17 protein-coding genes and 1 pseudogene are annotated in these 16,956 nt (G+C 68.7%); 9 read left to right on the forward strand and 9 right to left on the reverse strand.

Going from position 1 to position 16,956, the window contains the following annotated elements:
- On the forward strand, positions 1-885 hold an 885-nt coding region (locus ON23_RS12010; RefSeq protein ID WP_245555934.1), incomplete at its 5' end, for a sterol desaturase family protein.
- A 38-nt stretch (positions 886-923) separates the two neighbouring features.
- On the opposite strand, the gene ON23_RS12015 is transcribed toward ON23_RS12010, so the two are convergent.
- Positions 924-1,289, reverse strand: a complete 366-nt coding sequence (locus ON23_RS12015) for a hypothetical protein (protein ID WP_051042516.1) — start codon at positions 1,287-1,289, stop codon at positions 924-926.
- A 3-nt stretch (positions 1,290-1,292) separates the two neighbouring features.
- Complete coding sequence (locus ON23_RS36820) at positions 1,293-1,946, reverse strand: hypothetical protein (RefSeq protein WP_157170209.1); 654 nt, start codon at positions 1,944-1,946, stop codon at positions 1,293-1,295.
- Positions 1,947-2,203: 257 nt separating this feature from the next.
- On the opposite strand from ON23_RS36820, the gene ON23_RS12025 reads away from it, so the two are divergent.
- Together ON23_RS12025 and ON23_RS12030 are read left to right on the forward strand one after the other, a co-directional pair.
- The gene (locus ON23_RS12025; RefSeq protein ID WP_051042520.1) at positions 2,204-3,553 is read left to right on the forward strand and encodes a M20/M25/M40 family metallo-hydrolase; all 1,350 of its coding nucleotides are present in this window, start codon (positions 2,204-2,206) and stop codon (positions 3,551-3,553) included.
- Between the two features lie 33 nt (positions 3,554-3,586).
- Entirely contained in the window at positions 3,587-4,138 is a 552-nt protein-coding gene (locus ON23_RS12030) for a YbhB/YbcL family Raf kinase inhibitor-like protein (protein WP_039778190.1), read from the forward strand.
- Positions 4,139-4,218: 80 nt separating this feature from the next.
- On the opposite strand, the gene ON23_RS12035 is transcribed toward ON23_RS12030, so the two are convergent.
- The 4 genes from ON23_RS12035 to ON23_RS12050 form a co-directional block, all read right to left on the reverse strand.
- On the reverse strand, positions 4,219-6,051 hold the full coding sequence (locus ON23_RS12035; RefSeq protein ID WP_039778191.1) for an AMP-dependent synthetase/ligase: 1,833 nt from the start codon (positions 6,049-6,051) through the stop codon (positions 4,219-4,221).
- Between the two features lie 192 nt (positions 6,052-6,243).
- Entirely contained in the window at positions 6,244-7,338 is a 1,095-nt protein-coding gene (locus tag ON23_RS12040) for a quinone-dependent dihydroorotate dehydrogenase (protein ID WP_039778192.1), read from the reverse strand.
- A 3-nt stretch (positions 7,339-7,341) separates the two neighbouring features.
- Complete coding sequence (locus tag ON23_RS12045) at positions 7,342-7,632, reverse strand: DUF5703 family protein (protein ID WP_051024622.1); 291 nt, start codon at positions 7,630-7,632, stop codon at positions 7,342-7,344.
- Entirely contained in the window at positions 7,632-8,654 is a 1,023-nt protein-coding gene (locus tag ON23_RS12050) for an NHL repeat-containing protein (protein ID WP_039778193.1), read from the reverse strand. The genes ON23_RS12045 and ON23_RS12050 overlap by 1 nt, the downstream gene beginning before the upstream one ends.
- Before the next feature lie 259 nt (positions 8,655-8,913).
- On the opposite strand from ON23_RS12050, the gene ON23_RS12055 reads away from it, so the two are divergent.
- Genes ON23_RS12055 through ON23_RS12070 form a run of 4 tightly spaced genes read left to right on the forward strand, consistent with a single transcriptional unit; the run spans position 8,914 to position 12,401 of the window.
- On the forward strand, positions 8,914-9,159 hold the full coding sequence (locus ON23_RS12055) for a hypothetical protein (RefSeq protein ID WP_223273683.1): 246 nt from the start codon (positions 8,914-8,916) through the stop codon (positions 9,157-9,159).
- A gap of 56 nt (positions 9,160-9,215) precedes the next feature.
- Entirely contained in the window at positions 9,216-9,749 is a 534-nt protein-coding gene (locus ON23_RS12060) for a WKL family lipoprotein (protein WP_039778195.1), read from the forward strand.
- Positions 9,750-9,757: 8 nt separating this feature from the next.
- The gene (locus tag ON23_RS12065) at positions 9,758-11,851 is read left to right on the forward strand and encodes an MMPL family transporter (RefSeq protein WP_039778196.1); all 2,094 of its coding nucleotides are present in this window, start codon (positions 9,758-9,760) and stop codon (positions 11,849-11,851) included.
- Positions 11,852-11,897: 46 nt separating this feature from the next.
- Entirely contained in the window at positions 11,898-12,401 is a 504-nt protein-coding gene (locus ON23_RS12070; RefSeq protein ID WP_051042523.1) for a TetR/AcrR family transcriptional regulator, read from the forward strand.
- A 51-nt stretch (positions 12,402-12,452) separates the two neighbouring features.
- Here the strand turns inward: ON23_RS12070 and ON23_RS12075 are convergent, their stop codons facing one another.
- Entirely contained in the window at positions 12,453-12,890 is a 438-nt protein-coding gene (locus ON23_RS12075; RefSeq protein ID WP_051042527.1) for a MarR family winged helix-turn-helix transcriptional regulator, read from the reverse strand.
- Positions 12,891-12,975: 85 nt separating this feature from the next.
- On the opposite strand from ON23_RS12075, the gene ON23_RS12080 reads away from it, so the two are divergent.
- A complete protein-coding gene (locus tag ON23_RS12080; RefSeq protein WP_039778198.1) occupies positions 12,976-14,217 on the forward strand; it encodes an epoxide hydrolase family protein in 1,242 nt (413 codons plus the stop codon).
- Positions 14,218-14,236: 19 nt separating this feature from the next.
- Here ON23_RS12080 and ON23_RS35895 read toward each other — a convergent pair whose 3' ends face one another.
- Both ON23_RS35895 and ON23_RS12090 read right to left on the reverse strand, forming a co-directional pair.
- On the reverse strand, positions 14,237-15,037 hold the full coding sequence (locus ON23_RS35895; protein ID WP_157170210.1) for a pentapeptide repeat-containing protein: 801 nt from the start codon (positions 15,035-15,037) through the stop codon (positions 14,237-14,239).
- Positions 15,038-15,253: 216 nt separating this feature from the next.
- A pseudogene (locus ON23_RS12090) lies at positions 15,254-15,707 on the reverse strand (family 1 glycosylhydrolase); the annotation flags it as partial.
- A gap of 339 nt (positions 15,708-16,046) precedes the next feature.
- Between ON23_RS12090 and ON23_RS12095 the strand changes: the two are divergent.
- A partial coding sequence (locus ON23_RS12095) for a zinc-binding dehydrogenase (RefSeq protein ID WP_039778199.1) occupies positions 16,047-16,956 on the forward strand: 910 nt, incomplete at its 3' end.

The raw sequence follows: 16,956 nt of genomic DNA on the forward strand, positions 1-16,956 counted from the left end.
CTGTACGCGGTGCCGGCCTTCATCGCGATGATGGGCGTGGAGTGGTGGGATGCGCGCCGCGATCCCGATCGCGCACCCAGCGGCCGGTACGGGCGCGAGGCGGTCACCAACTGGGCCACCTACGCGATCGGCCAGCTCACCAAGCCCCTGCTCCAGTACGTGCTGCCGTTCTCCACCATCGTGCTGGTCGCCTCGTGGACACCGCTGCATCTGTCCCCGCGCGACTGGTGGGTCTGGCTGGTGGGGCTGGTGGTCACCGATTTCTGCTATTACTGGGCGCACCGCGGCGATCACCGCATCCGATTGCTGTGGACGGCGCATTCGGTGCACCACTCGAGCACCCACTTCAACTTGACGACCGCCATCCGGTTGCCCTGGCTCAACCCGATCGCGTCGACGATGCGCAGCCTGGCGTGGGTGCCGGCCGCGCTGCTCGGCTTCCCCGCGTGGACGATCTTCCTGCTGAACACCCTCGGCCTGCTGTATCAGTTCCCGATCCACACCCAGCGCATCCGAAACCTGTGGCGCCCGGTCGAGTTCGTGTTCAACACTCCTGCTCATCACCGCGTGCACCACGGCTCCAACCAGCCCTACCTCGACACCAACTACGGCGGCGTATTCATCGTCTGGGACCGCATGTTCGGCAGTTTCGCCGCCGAATCCGAACCCATCCGCTACGGACTCACCCACGATATCGGCACCGGAAATCCGCTGAAGGTCAACTATCACGAATTCGCGGCTCTGCTGCGCGATGTGCGCGACGCCGGCACCTGGCGCGGGCGGCTGGGTTACGTCTTCGGCCCGCCCGGCCGGCGGGAGAACGCGACGGAGACGCCGACCGGACAGCTGACGGAACCGAGCAGCACCGTCGTCACGACCGGTTAGCGGCTCCGCGTGGACCATGCCGGTGGGCCCTCGCGGGTTCACAGTTCCACGGCGCCGCTCTCCACCGGAGAGTCCGACGGCTTGCGCGTCCACAGCAGGGCCACCAGGACGAGCGCGGTGACCAGGACGATATGCACCGCGAACAGCGTCAGGAACGGCAAGATGAACCCTTCGTCGGTCAGGGCGCCGCGTTCGCTCACGCAGTACAGGGTGTAGTTCACCGATGTGCCCTCGGAATCGTGGAAGGTGTCCGACACCACCATCGGATCCAGGTAGGGAGCCCGGCAGAACAGCGGCGCCGTGAGCCGGGCTTCCCCGGGCCAGATCGCCAGCGGCAGGACGAAGCTGACGATACTTCCGGCGATGACGCCCGTACCGAGTGCGGGAATGAGCGGTCTGAGCACTGGTCACACCTGCCGGATGCGGAGAAACGAACCGGCGGAATCGAATTCGGCGATCATGTCCGACCGCGGCGACGTCACGTCGGCGACGATGCGGATGTCGCGCCCGAATCGGCTCACGACGATCACCGGCACGACACCGTCGGCGAGCGCGCTGCGAGCGCGGGCGGTGTCGACGATCGACCCGAGCCGGGTCAAGCCGGGTACTTCGGCGAGGGTGAAGCATTCGCCGTCCAGGTCGTCGAAGGCCGAGACGCGCACCGGCCGCGGCGCGCTCACGGCGCCGAGGCGATAGGAGTAGTCGTCGAGTTCGTGTGGGCGCTGCGCGGTTCGGACACGCAGGTGCACGGCCGGTTCGCGGGTGCTCAGATCGTCGTGGTCGGCCAGGAATCGGGTCACCTGTTCGGGCTGATCGGCCAGGACGAGCCGGAACTGCGTCGACTCGGGAGCGACGAACATCACCACATCGGCCTGAATGTCGCCGGTGCCCAACCGGTTTCGCAACGCCTCGAAGGCCGCGGCGGGCAGCCCGTCCACGAAGCCGCCGCCACGAGTCCGGATCTGCTGCTCGAAGGCGTCGCGCTCCACCGCGCCGACGCAGCCACAGGCGATCAACACGACCGAGCACACCGCGGCCCGAAGCCACCTACGACGGCGCATGCCGGAATGGTAAGCGTCGCTGCCGGAATCCGCGCGTCCGATTCGCGAAGGCACCGCACGGTCACCGCCACGATTGCGGCGACGCTCGCTCGGGAATTCGATCAGCGAGATCGCAAGGCGATCGGGTGTCCACCCAGCGGGCACCGCGAGCGTGGCTGCGACGTGAGCGTGCCCCGGCGCAGGTCGGTGCGCCGATTCGCGGGCGCGGGCGGGTCGGGCGGCATTCGCCCCTGCGCGGCGCGTGGTAGGAAAGGGGCGTGACAGGTGTACAGCGCGAGTCCCGCTCCCGGGCGGAAGCCGAAGTGGTCGAGTTGGTCAGCACGCTGATCCGTTTCGACACCTCCAATACCGGGGTGCTCGAAACCACCAAGGGCGAACGCGAGTGTGCGCAGTGGGTGGCCGATCAGTTGCAGCAGGCCGGGTACACCACCGAGTACGTGGAGTCGGGTGCGCCGGGGCGCGGAAATGTGTTCGCGCGCTTGCCCGGAGCCGATCCCAGCCGCGGTGCGCTGATGATCCACGGGCATCTGGACGTGGTGCCGGCCGAGGCCGCGGACTGGAGTGTGCATCCGTTCTCGGGTGCGGTCCGCGACGGCTATGTGTGGGGCCGCGGCGCGATCGACATGAAGGATATGGTCGGCATGATGCTGGCGGTCGCCCGCCAGTTCAAGATCGAGGGCACGGTGCCGCCGCGCGATCTGGTGTTCGCCTTCCTCGCCGACGAGGAGAACGGCGGCAAGTGGGGTTCGCAGTGGCTGGCCGACAACCGGCCGGATCTGTTCGAGGGAGTCACCGAGGCGGTCGGTGAGGTCGGCGGTTTCTCGCTGACCGTGCCGCGCCGCGACGGCACCGAGCGGCGGCTGTATCTGGTGGAGACCGCGGAGAAGGGGCTGGGCTGGATGCGGTTGCGCGCCAAGGCCCGCGCGGGCCACGGTTCGTTCCTGCACGACGACAACGCGGTGACGATTCTGGCCGAGGCGGTGGCGCGGCTGGGTAAGCACACGTTCCCGCTGGTGCTGTCGGATTCGGTGGCCGAATTCCTGGCCGCGGTCAGCGAGGAGACCGGCATCGACTTCGATCCGGACAGTCCGGATATCGAGGGGCAACTCGCGAAACTGGGCACCATTTCACGCATCATCGGCGCGACCCTGCGTGATACCGCCAACCCGACCATGTTGCGCGCCGGCTACAAGGCGAACGTGATTCCGCAGACCGCCGAGGCCACCGTGGACTGCCGGGTGGTGCCGGGCCGGCAGGCGGCCTTCGAACGCGAAGTCGACGAGCTGATCGGCCCGGACGTGGAGCGCGAGTGGATCACCAAACTCGACTCCTACGAGACCACCTTCGACGGGCATCTGGTCGACGCGATGAACGACGCGATCCTGGCCCACGACCCCGACGGCCGCACCGTGCCCTACATGCTGTCCGGCGGCACGGATGCGAAAGCGTTCGCGCGCTTGGGAATTCGGTGTTTCGGCTTCGCGCCGCTGCAATTGCCGCCGGACCTGGATTTCTCCGCACTGTTCCACGGCGTGGACGAACGGGTGCCGGTGTCGGCGCTGGAATTCGGCGCTCGCGTCATGGAGCATTTCCTGTTGCACAGCTGACGATCCGCTCGACTAGCAGAAAGGACGGTCCTCGTGCCCGACTATTCCTACAATCCCTATGCGGCATTGCCGCAGCTGCCCGAGTTCACCCTCACCTCCACCGATGTCACCGACGGACAGCCGCTGGGTAACGAGCAGGTCAGCGGGGTGTTCGGGGCGGGCGGCCGAGATATCTCCCCGCAGTTGTCGTGGAGCGGATTCCCGGCGGAGACCAAGAGTTTCGCGGTCACCGTCTACGACCCCGACGCACCGACGGGCTCCGGTTTCTGGCACTGGGCCGTGGCCGACATCCCGGCGTCGGTGACCTCGCTGGAATCCGGTGCGGGCAGTGCCGGTGAGGGCAGCGAGGGCGGCGCCCTGCCGAGCGGTGCGGTGCAGCTGCGCAACGACGGCGGCTTCGCCGGATTCGTCGGCGCCGGCCCGCCGCCCGGACACGGCTACCATCGCTACTTCATCGTGGTGCACGCCGTGGACGTCGAATCGCTGGGCATCGGCGCGGACGCGACCCCGGCCTACCTGGGTTTCAACCTGTTCTCGCACGCCATCGCGCGCGCGACCCTCGTCGGCACCTACGAACAGAAGTAGCCGGTCGAGCGGATGGTGGGGTCTTCGGTGATACCGAAGACCCCACCACCGTGAAACAGCCTGTGCCCGAAGGGGTTCGGCTACAGGTTGTGGACGCCCTCGGGGACCGGATCGCTGTAGAGCTCGGCGATGTCGGCGGCGTATTCCGCGGCGATCGGCGAACGCTTCAACTTCAGTGTGGGGGTCAGTTCGACGCCGCCGGGTTCCCAGGCCCGCGCGAGGATGCGGAAGCGCTTGATCTGCTCCACGCGGGACAGTTTCGCGTTCCCGGCGACGATGGCACCGCGCACCTCCTCCAGGATCTGCGGGTGGGCGGCGAGGGTGTCGAGATCGGCGTCGGGGATGCCCAGCGCCTTCGCTCGCACGGCGGCGGTGTCGGGGTCGAGCACGACCAGCGCGGCGATGTAGGGGCGGGAGTCGCCGATGGCGACGATCTGGCCGATCAGCGACGAGGCGGCCTTCACCGAATTCTCGATATTGGTGGGGGAGATGTTCTTCCCGGCCTCGGTGATGATCAATTCCTTCTTGCGGTCCACGATGGTGACGTAGCCGTCGCCGTCGATGGTCGCGATATCGCCGGTGTGCAGCCAGCCGTCGGAATCGATGGCCTCACTGGTCTTCTCGGGCATCTTGCGGTAGCCGTGGGTGACGATGCCGCCGCGGATGAGCAGCTCGCCGTCGCTGTCGAGGCGGATCTCCACCCCGTCGACGGCGCGGCCCACCGATCCCGGGCGCGGCTTGTCGAGTTCGGTGAAGGTGCCGACGCCGGTGGTCTCCGACATGCCCCACACCTCGCTGACCGTGAATCCCAGGCCCAGCAGGAATTCCAGCGTCTCGGGCGGGATCGCGGCCGCGCCGGAGGAAGCGACCTTCAATTCGTCCAGGCCGAGGGTGGCGCGCAACTTCGACAGCACCAGCGCATCGGCGAGTTTGTGCTGTACGGCGAGCAGCGGACCGCCGTTGCCGCCGGCCAGCCGCGCCCGGGCGGTGGCCACGCCGACGCCGATCGCCCACTGCGCCAGCGCCTTCTTGACCGGGCTGGATTCGGTGGCGATCGCGGCGTCGACACCGGCCTTGATCTTCTGCCACACCCGCGGCACGCCGAAGAAGAAGGTGGGCCGGGCGTCGGGCAGGGCGGCGGCGATCTCGCGCGGATCCGGCACGCAGGTGATGGTGACCCCGGTGAACAGGGTGAGGCAGTGCCCGGAGATGCGGTCGGCGACATGGGCGGCCGGCAGATACGACACCGCCCGGGCGTCGATATCGGCGACGAGGGCGCCGTTGGTGAGCGCGACGATCTGGGCGACGACGTTGGCGTGGGTGATCTCCACGCCCTTCGACGGGCCGGTGGTGCCGGAGGTGTAGATCAGGGTGGCCAGATCGTCGGGCCGCACCGCCTGCCAGGCGGCGTCGAAATCGAAATCCTCGGCCGGATCGTTTTCGACCTGCTCCAGGGTCAGCCCGCCCTCGGGGGCGGCGCCGTCGACGACGATCACGTGCTCGAGTTTCGCCCCGGAGGCGGTGATCGGTGCGAGGAATGCCTGTTCGGTGACGACCACGCCGTTCTCGGCGTTGCCGAACACGTGCGCGATCTGTTCGGGGGAGCTGGTGTTGTACACCGAGAACGGGGTGGCGCCCAGATGCAGGATCGCGGTGTCGACGAGGTTGAACTCGGGCCGGTTGGTGAGCATGATCCCGACCGTGTCACCGTGCGCGACACCGAGTTTCGCCAGGCCGGCCGCGATCGCGCGCACGCGGCGCGCGTAGTCGGCCCAGGTGATCTGCTGGGTGCCGCCGACGGTCCGCAACGCGACCTGGTTCGGGCGTAGTGTCGCCGTCTGCTGGAAGGCCTCGGGCACGGTGCGGACCGTGGCCCCGGTGTGGTGGGTGTAGCCGATCTCTGCTGTGGTCATATCCCTTGTTCCCGGTCGGTGCACGAACATCACGTCTGGACGTGATGCGGATCACCCATCCTAAACGTGAAATCGGACATTCGGGGGGCGCTTCCGGCCGGTAGCAACCGGCTCCGCGCACCGGAAACCCGCCGCGGCAGCGGAATCGGCGAGCGGGTGGGATCGGACGAGCGGGGGTGGTGTCGGCTCCGCTCAGGCGCGGGCGGTGTGCGCCGCGCCGACGGCCTCGGTGAGACTGCGGTATCCGTCCGCGCGCAGGCGGGCGGCGATGCCGCGGTGCACGGTCCGCGTCCAGAACGGGCCGCCGTAGATGAACCCGGTGTAGCCCTGCAGCAGCGAGGCTCCCGCGAGGATGCGTTCATAGGCCTGGTCGGCGTTTTCGATACCGCCGACCGAGATCAGCACCAGCCGGTCCCCGACGCGGGCGTAGAGGCGGCGCAGCACCTCGAGCGAGCGGTCGGCGACCGGCGGTCCGGACAGTCCGCCCGCGCCCATCGCGCTGACCTTCTCGGCCGCGGTGGCCAGGCCGTCCCGGCGAATGGTGGTGTTGGTGGCCACGATTCCGGCGAGCCCGAGTTCGACGGCCAGGTCGGCGACCGCGTCGATGTCCTCGTCGGACAGGTCGGGAGCGATCTTGACCAGGACCGGTTTGGGTTCCGCGCCGGCCGCGACGCTGTCGAGCACCGCGCGCAGCAGCGGGCGCAGCGATTCCACGGCCTGCAGATCGCGCAGGCCGGGGGTGTTGGGGGAGCTGACGTTGACCACGACGAAGTCCGCGAGCGGGCCCAGCAGCCGGGCGCTGAGGGCATAGTCCTCGGCGGCGTGTTCGGGCTCGACGACCTTGGTCTTGCCGATGTTGGCGCCGATCGGCACGCCACCGCTGCGGCGTGCGGCCAGCCGTCCCGCGGCCGCGGCCGCCCCGTGGTTGTTGAAGCCCATCCGGTTGATCAGCGCGTGGTCGGCCGGCAGCCGGAACAGTCGCGGCGCCGGATTACCCGGCTGCGCCTGCGCGGTGACGGTGCCGATCTCGGCGAAACCGAAACCCAGTGCGCCCCAAGCGTTCACACCGGCGGCGTCCTTGTCGAACCCGGCGGCCAAGCCCAGCGGCGCCGGGAAGTCGATGCCGAAGACGGTGGTGGAGAGGATCGGATCACCGGCCGCGGTGAGTCGGCGGGCCAGCCATCGTGTCGGCGGGAAAGCGGTCGTGAGCCGGATGACGGTGAACACGAGGTGGTGGATACGCTCGGGCGGCACCAGGAACAGCAACCGCAGGAATAAGGAATACATCCCTCACATCCCCGTTTCGGTCACGGGGAAGCTGGTTTTGCGCCGCCGCAACAACACTCGCCGGCTGCCGTCGGTGTAGGCCCGCACTCGCGAGAGCTCCCAGCCGCCGAATTCGGCCTGGATGGCCAGGCGCATGGACGCGGTGACCCGATTCACGTCCGGGGGTAGTCGTAGCGGCACGTACTCGTATTCTCCTTCTTCGCTGGTCTCCTCCCATCCCGCGGGAATCGACCGTCTGCGCCGGTCATGGTGTGCGGCGCCGGACGCCGACTCGTATCGAGGCGCTCGAGCCATCACTGACCTCTCTTCCTCTGGTCCGCACCGATGCGTTGCAGACCGTCTCCGGTTGCCGACCCGACGAACATGTCGCCGGTGCGGCTGTCGATCGTCAGCGAATTGGGCTGGCGCACCGTCGCGAAGCGACCCACTTCTTCCGGTATACCGGTCGACAGATCGAAACCGACTACCTGGTTGCTTCCGCTCAGCGTGAGCCATACGGTGTCGGACCGTTCATCGTAGGCCAGCGCGTAGGGGGAGGGCCCGACCGGGAAGCGCTGGCGCAGCAGCAGCGGATCGGCGGTGTAGACCAGCAGCGCGCCGCCGGAGGTGTCGGTCGCGAGCAGGCGGCCGTAGTGATCGCTGATGAGGTGGGTGGCGCCGAGCCCGGCGCGCAGGGCCAGACCGGGGCGGTCTCGATCGAGGTCCAGTTCGGTGAGGGTGGTCTGATCCAGATCCAGCGTGGCCACCGCGTTCGCCGTGGTGGCCACGGCGTCGACGGTGCCCAGGCCGCTCACGGTGCGCTTCGGGTGCCCGTCGGCGTCGAGAATCTGCACGCGACCGCCGTCGAGCCCGGCGACCAGGTTGCCGTCGCCGCGGCGGGCGACCGCGCGCACGTCACCGTCGACGGCCACCGGGCGGACCGCGGCGGTGGCGATATCGACGCGCAACACCTCGCGCCCGGCCGCGACGAGCACCTCGCCGGGGGCGCCGAGTGCGAGACCGGTGGCGTGCGCGGGCAGGGTGACCGACCGCGCGGCGGCGGGATCGGCCGGGTCGACCAGGCGCAGTCCGAGTCCGTTGGGGTCGAGCGCCACGACCCGGCCGGTGGCGGGTTCGGCGACCAGCGACCCCACCGGCCCGAAGGCGGTGACGGTTCCGGCGGGTGTGGCCGTGGCTGCCGGCGCGGTCGCGGCGGTGCCGGGAGCGCCGGCCGCGGGGGAGGTCGCGTCGTCGCTGTGGGAGGAACAGCCCGCGACGAGCACGACGGCACCGGCGGCCGCGAGGACGGCACTCAGTGCCGACCGATTACCCCGCATGCTCGGAACTCCTTCGTGTGACTCATGCGTACTGCTTCATCTGACCATGATCGGACACGCGGCCCGGTCACCGGGGTGGTTCCGGCGTGGCACGCGCCTCACCCGTTACCGTGGATACCTCGCATCCGGCGTCGAACCAGGGGAGTCTCGGTTGGAAACAGACCGCACGTCTGAATTCACACTTGAAGATTTAACCGTTGGTCCGTTCGCCCACGGGTTCGGCCGAACGGCCGAGGGACAGCCGTTCGCCTTCCGCACGGTGCGGTCCACCCTCACCCTCGAGATCTACCGCGCCGACGCCACTACCGAGGTGCCCGGCCCCGAGGATGTGGTGGCCGTGGTCGAGGCCGCCGTCACCGATATCGACCTCGACGACGCCCGCAGCGTGCGCGCTCTGGTGCGTGATCTGGTGCCGACCGCGGTGCCGGTATCCGAACAGCGCAGCGCGACCACGACGGTGCGCGCCCTGCTGAACCGGTTGAGCGCGGTCATCGAGGGCCGCTGATCCCACGTGCCAGACTGTAGGAACCACCGGTTACTTTCGACACATTCGAGGACGTAATGGCATTGCGACGCACGGTCCACGGCGCCTGGGGAATCACGATGCTCGCGCTGGTGATCGCCGCCTGCGACAGCGGTCCCGACGAGGCTTCGGTGGCGGCGGCGCGCTCGTCGGCCTACGCCGCGCTCACCTCCTCCTCGGAGGCGGCCGCCGTCAGCAGCGCCAACCGGCCGCCGCTGCCGTCCGCCGCGCAGCTGGACTCGCAGATCAAGCGCGCCCTGGATCCGTCGCTGCCCGACAGTGAGCGCACCGACCTGATCGAGGACGGCGCCGCGTTCAAGGACGCCATTCCCGATATGTACAAGGCGCTGCGCGACAATCCGCGCGCCGTGTACGGCGTGGTCGATCCCGTCTTCGACAATCACGACGGCACCCTGACCGCCACGATGCGGCTGGACAAGGACGGCAGCGGCGAGAACGTACGCACCACCATCGTGCATTTCGTCGACATCGACGGGAAGTGGAAGATCTCGCGCACCGACCTGTGCGGAATCCTGCGTTCGGCCGACTATCGCACCGCGGCCTGCGGCTGACCCCGGGCATGCTCGAGGGGTTTCTCCTGCGGTGGGGCCGATTCGTCCATCGCCATCGGTATCCGGTGTTCGCGGTCTTCGTCCTGATCGTGGCCGTCTCGGGGTTCTACGGCCGTGATCTGGGCTCGCGGCTGACCCAGGGCGGATGGTTCGACGAGCACAGCGAATCGGTGGTCGCCTCCAAACTCGCCGACCAGACCTTCGGCCGCGACACCGACGCCGACGTGATCGTGCTCTACACCGCCCCGCCCGGCCACACCGTCGACGATCCGCCGATCCGCGCGGCGATCGGCTCGGCGCTGAAGGATCTGCACGACCGGTATCCGGACCGGATCAAGAAGATCGACAGCTATTTCGACGGTTCGATGATGGGGCAGTTCGCCGACGCCTCGCGCACCCATGCGTTCGCCAGTATCGGACTGCACGGCTCGGACACCGCCACGGTCGACAACTACCTCGCCATCCAGAAGGATTTGGGCGCAGGCGGTTCCGGGCGCGGGCCGGGCGGCACGACGGTGCAGCTGGCGGGTCTGCAGCCGGTGGTCGAGGGCATCAACATCGGGATGCAGGACGATATCCACCGGGCCGAGCTGATCGCGCTGCCGGTGGTGGCGGTGCTGCTGTATTTCGTGTTCGGCGGCGTGGTGGGCGCGCTGCTGCCGGTACTCATCGGCGGGATGACGATTCTGGGCAGTCAGGGCATGATGCGCCTGCTGACCGACCATATCGACGTCAACGTCTTCGCCAGTGCCGTGGTCACCCTGGTCAGCCTGGGGCTGGCGATCGACTACGGCCTGTTCGCGGTGACCCGGTTCCGGGAGGAATTGGCGGCGGGGCGCAGTGTGGAGGAGGCGACCGCGCGCACCGTCGCCACGGCCGGGCGCACGGTGCTGTTCTCCGCGGCGATCATCGCGGTGAGCTTGGCGGCGCTGTTCATCTACCCGAACGGGGTGCTGCGTTCGGTGCCCTATGGCGGGATCAGTTCGGTGCTGCTGGCGGCGCTGCTGTCGGTGACCGCGCTGCCGGCGGCGCTGAGCATCGTCGGGCGGCGCATCGATCTCTGGGGCTGGCACCGGTTCGCCGGGATCCGCAGCGCCCAGGAGATCGACAACGGATTCTTCTCCAAGCTGGCCCTGTTCGCGATGCGCCATCCCGCGCGGGTGATCGTGCCGGTGGTGGCCGGGCTGCTGTTCCTGCTGATCCCGTTCCGCCATATCGAATTCGGCGGCCTGTCCGAACGGTATCTGGCGGCCGACAACCCGGCACGCGTGGCGCAGGAGAAGTTCGACACGCTGTTTCCCGAATTCCGCACCGAGCCGGTGAAATTGGTGGTGGTCGGGGCCGACCCGCAGCAGCTGTCCGACATCCGCTTCCAAGCCAATTTCGCCCCCGGTCTGACGGGTCCGTTCGAGGCGGCGGCGCCGACGACCAACGGCATCAACGTGCTGTCCACCGGTCTGGTGCACAAATCCGACGCCGACGCCGCCATCGCCGCGCTGCGTGCGATTCCGCATCCGCCCGATGTGCAGGTGATGGTGGCCGGGGTGCCGGCCCTGGAACGCGACGCCATCCACGGCCTCATCGACGGATTACCTTTGCTGGCAACGATTCTGGCGACCGCCGCGCTGGTGCTGATGTACATCGCCTTCCGCTCGATCGTGCTGGCGTTGAAGGCCGTACTGATGAGCGCGCTGAGTCTCGGTGCGGCACTGGGCATTCTGACGTGGATTTTCGTCGAGGGCCACGGTGCGGGCCTGCTCGGCTTCACACCGGGGCCGCTGATGTTCGCGGTGCTGGTACTGATCGTGACGGTGCTGTTCGGATTGTCCACCGATTACGAGGTGTTTCTGCAGTCGCGCATGGCCGAGGCCCGCGCGGAGGGGGCACCGCCTGCGGAGGCGATCCGCTACGGCATCGCCCACACCGGCGGGGTGATCACCTCGGCGGCGGCGATTCTCATCGTGGTCACCGGCGCGTTCGGATTCTCGGATCTGGTGCTGATGAAGTACATCGCCTACGGCATGATCGCGGCGCTGATCCTGGATGCCACGGTGATCCGCATGCTGCTGACACCCGCGGTGCTGAAACTGGTGTGGCGGTGAGTGTCAACCGCGCGGTCCGGCCGCGGCCGCCGAGAACCGGGCGGCGCTGCTGGCCGCGGCACGCGAGGTGTTCGCCGAAAACGGCGCCGACGCCCCGCTGCGGCTGATCGCCGCGCGTGCGGGAGTGGGCAAGGGCAGCCTGTACCGCCATTTCCCGCACCGCGAGGCGATCATCATCGCGGTCTTCGAGGACTATGTGGCGGATCTGGAGCAGCTCGCCGCCTGCCCGGATGTCACCGCGGAAGCCGTCGTGGCGGCGGTTGTGGCGCAGCTGGTCGATTCGGTGGCGTTCATCGCCGTCCTCGATCCGGCCGACAGCTCCGATACTCGCCTCTACACCCCCGGTCAGCGCGTCATCGCGCTGCTGGGCGCCGAACTCGCCGACGACGCGACGCGGGGGGATCTGCGGGCCGATCTCACCGTCGAGGAGGTGTTCGTCGCGGTGAGCATGCTGGCCGCCCTGCCGCACAAGACACCTGCCGAGCAGCGCCGCGAGGTCGCCGCGCAGAGCTGGGCGCTGCTACTGCGGGCGTTGCGGAACCCGTCCTGAACTCTCGGAAACCGTGCCGCCACATCAGCGGGCCGGAGTGGATTCGCGGTGTCAGCGCTCTCGTTCCAGCTGCGCCAGCCGGGAGAGCGCGGGTAGTGCGGCCGCCAGGGCCCGGCGCTGCGCGGTGCTCAGTTCGCCGATCAGCGGGACCAGGTAGCGGACTCGGTCGTCGTGGCGGCTCTGGCGGATGTGCCGGCCGGCCTCGGTGAGGTGGACGAGCACGGCTCGCCCGTCGCCGGGGTCGCGGCGGCGCAGCACCAGCCCGTCACGTTCCAGGCGCGCGACGAGTTGCGTGATGCCGGGCTGGGTCATCTGCTCGGTCTCGGTCAGCTCCGTCAGCCGCATCGGGCCGCGGTGGGCCAGGGTGTCGAGCACCGACAGCGTGGTGAACGGCAGTTTCTCGCGAACCGGGATGCGGATGTAGCCGCGGTTGAAGTCCTCGATCACCGCGGCGAATCCGTCCACGTCGAAATCGTCGATGTCGTCCACACGGGCAACTATATCCGGAACTTATACAAGTTGCTTAAATAAGTTGCTTATGTAATTGTGGCGGCCACACGGCGCAGGAGGCCACATGAGCGACACCACCCACGATGCCCGACCGTTCCCCTTGACTCCCACGACGATTCACGTCCCCGACAATGCGCTCGCCGACCTGCGGCAGCGCCTGGAACTGACCCGGCTGCCCGACGACGCCGGCAACGACGACGGGTACTACGGCGTGCCCGGTAGCTATCTGCGGGAGCTCGTCGACTACTGGCGCAGCGGATACGACTGGCGCGCAGCCGAAGCCGAGATCAACACCTTCGAGCACTACCGGGTCGACATCGACGGGGTGCCGATCCATGTCATGCGCAAGCCCGGCGTCGGACCGAATCCGACGCCGCTGATCCTGACGCACGGCTGGCCCTGGACGTTCTGGCACTGGTCCAAGGTCGCCGGCCCGCTGGCCGATCCGGGTGCGCACGGCGGCGATCCAGGGGAGGCGTTCGACGTGATCGTGCCGTCGTTTCCCGGCTTCGGATTCTCCAGCCCGCTGACCGACCGCCCGGATCTGAACTTCTGGAAGGTCGCCGACCTGTGGCACACGTTGATGACCGAGGTGCTGGGCCACGAGAAATACGCTGCCGCCGGTTGCGACGTGGGCGCGCTGGTCACCGCGCAACTCGGTCACAAATACGCCGACGAGTTGTATGCCATCCATATCGGGTCCGGGCTGAAACTGACGCTGTTCAACGGCGATCGCGCCTGGGACTTCAGTGGCGGACGGCCGATTCCCGACGATCTGCCCGCCGCGGTGCACGCGCGATTCGTGGAGCTGGACAGGCGTTTCGCCGTCCACCTGGCCGCACACCTGCTCGCGCCCAGCACCCTCGCCCACGCGCTGTCCGATTCCCCGGCGGGCATGCTGGCGTGGATCCTGGAGCGGTGGTCGAAGTGGAGCGACAACGGCGGTGACGTCGAAACCGTGTTCAGCAGAGACGATCTGCTCACGCACGCGACGATCTATTGGGTCACCAACACCATCGGCACCTCGATCCGCCTCTACGCCAACAACAATCGCTATCCGTGGACGCCGGCGCACGACCGCATTCCGGTCGTCGAGGCACCCACCGGCATCACCTTCGTCGGCTACGAGAACCCACCCGGCGTCGACACCGACGGGCGCGTCGAAAACTTCCGCACCGGTGAGCGCGCGCAGTGGTACAACCACGTCAACCTCACCGCCCACGACCGCGGCGGCCACTTCATCCCGTGGGAGATCCCGGATCTGTGGATCGACGATCTGCGGCGCACCTTCCGCGGGCGGCGCTGACCGGCGCAGGGACGGTCGCTCACCGAGGCGGGGGAGCGAATCCGGCGGGCCATGCGGTGCCGTCGTCGTATTTCACACCCGTGAGGTCGGCGCCGGTGAGCAGTGCGCCGGTCAGTGTCGCGCGGACGAGGTCGGCTTCGTTGAGCTTCGTGCCGGTCAGGTGCACGCCGGTCAGATTCGCGCCCGTGAGGTGCGCGCCGGTGAGATTCGCCCGGTGCAGGTCGGTGCCGGTGAGGTCGTCGTTGCCGAGATTCGCGGCGGTGAGGTCGGCGAAGGCCAGACGGGTACCGCTGAGCTTCGCGCCGGTGAGGTCCGCGTTGCCGAGCTTCGCGCCGATCAGGCGCACGCCGGTGAGGTCCACACCCGCAAGCCGTGCGTTGTCCAGAGTGGCGCCGTTCAGACATGTGCGGCTCAGATCGACCCGGTGGTCGCCGTCCCGAGCCGCGTCGCGGCGGCCGATGACCGTGAGCGCGGTCTGGATGTCGGCGGGCGGTTCTACGGCGGAATCCGGCCGCGCCTCGGAGTCGTCGCATGTCGCCGCGCCCATCTGGGTGCGCACGAACGCCTCGAGTACGGAGAACACCGTCGGATGGTCTGCTGTCGAATCCTTCGCGAGCCGCTCCAGCAGATAGATGCCCGAGATCCGGACGTCGATCTTGTCGGAAGCCAGTTGCTCCGCGGCCAGCCGGAAACGGTCGGTCACCGCGACCTGCTCCGACAGTGCGTATTGGTTGTTCGTCGCACGCAGCGATTGAGCGGTGAACCACAAGGCGACGGCGGCGGTGAGTGTCGCGCCGAGCGTACCGACGGCGGTGGCCATGGCCGCCACCTTCGGCCACCCGGACCAATGCAGCATCCGCCGCGGCCATGACCTCGCTCCGGAGGGCTTTCCAGGCGTCTTCGGCGCCGTCATCGCACATCTCCCCTCTAGGAGGCGATCCGGGAAGTCGGCTTACGAACCCGCGCCTCCGCAACCACTGTAAGCCGAAACTGCTCGGCACCAACCGATTTCAGGCCAGCGGCGACATCGGGACGGTTATTCGCTCACCGGGGCGACGCAGCTGGAGGGCAGGTCGACCATCGAGCACCACACCGGCGGCCGGGGGGTGGTAGCCGGTGGGGACGCCGTGGTGAGCGGTGATGTCGCGGTAGGCGGCCACGGCATCAGTGGGTCGCCGGATGAGGTCCGGGTCGGTGGTCACGTCGACGGTGTAGAGGCCGTAACGTGGTGCGTAACTTCCCCATTCGTAGTTGTCGGTGAGACTCCAGTAGTTGTAGCCGATGACGTTCATGCCGTCGCCCTTCGCGCGCTGCAGCCAATAGATCGTGTCGCGCAGTTCGTCGGCGCGGTCCCAGCCGTCGGCGCGCGGGCGCCCGTTGTCGGTGGGCATACCGCTCTCGACGATGAACAGCGGCGCGCCGGGGAACTTCCGGGCGAAGTAGCGCAGCGCGTAGTAGATGCCCTCCGGCGTCAGCGAAAGTTCCCAGGGTGCATCGACATTCGCGGGGTTGGAGCCGAGCGGAAGCGGTGGAAGAAGTCCACCGAATCGCGGTAGCGGTCGTGGGCGGCGCCCGAGGTGGCGTAGCGCGACCAATCGCTGTCCGGGGCAGAGCCTTCGCTCTGGAATCCGGAGGAGGCCACACCCCACAGAAACGACGAATCGACTGCCGGCAACGCACCCGGCTGTGCCGATGCGACCCCTGCGGCGGCCCCGCAGGTGAGTACCGCGGCGAGGACCACCGATTCCTTCTCGCGGCACCCGAGGTCTACATGGTCGGCGGCGCCGAACCGGTGAGCCGCGACGAGCCGAGAAAGAGAGTTGAGTGCCGTGACCGTTCCCGCGACCATGCGGGCCCTGCAGCAGACATCGCTGCGGGGGCCGCAGGACATTCGTCTGATCACCGACGCGCCGGTGCCACGCCCCGGCCCGGGCGAGATCCTGATCCGCGTGACCGCGGCCGGGGTCAACTTCGCCGATATCTCGCGCAGCCACGGCACCTTCGGCGGCGGGCCGCGGCCGCCGTATCTGGCGGGGTTCGAAGCCGCCGGCGAAGTCGTGGGGGTAGGCGAGGCCGTGACCGCACCGTTGCCGGGAGCGCACGTGGCCGGGGTGGCAGACGGCGCCTTCGCCGAATACCTGGCCCTGCCGGCCGTCGCGGCCGTCCCGGTGCCGGAAGGCTGGACCGACGAACAAGCCCTGGGCCTGACCGTCAACCACCCGACCGCGCTCGCCGCGCTGAAGCCGCTGGGCCGCCTCGCGGCCGGTGAAACGGTGCTGGTCCAGGCCGCGGCGGGTGCGACCGGACAGGCTGCGGTGACCCTGGCCAAACACTACGGGGCGACGGTCATCGCCGCCGCCGCGCCCGGCAAACACGACATCGTGCGCGGGCTCGGCGCCGACCATGTCGTGGACTCGCGCGGTGTGAGCCCGGCCGCCGAGGTGCGCGAGCTGACCGGGGGCACCGGCGTGGATCTGGTGCTCGAGTGCGCCGGCGGCTCCGGCTTCGCCGACAGCGTCGCCGCGGCCAAGCGCGTCACCGGCCGGGTGGTCGTATTCGGCGCGGCGGGTGGTGATGCCGCGATCAGCAACTGGCAGTTGATCTACGAACACCAGATCCAGCTCATCGGCCTCAATATCGGCGTGCTGATCCAAGCGGCGCCGGGAATCTTCGGCGCCGTCATGGCGGAGTTGTCCGCCCTCGTCGCCGCCGGAGTGGTCGCACCCGCACGGCCCACGG

This window comes from Nocardia cerradoensis NBRC 101014 (assembly GCF_000308535.1).
GTDB classification, from domain to species: domain Bacteria; phylum Actinomycetota; class Actinomycetes; order Mycobacteriales; family Mycobacteriaceae; genus Nocardia; species Nocardia cerradoensis.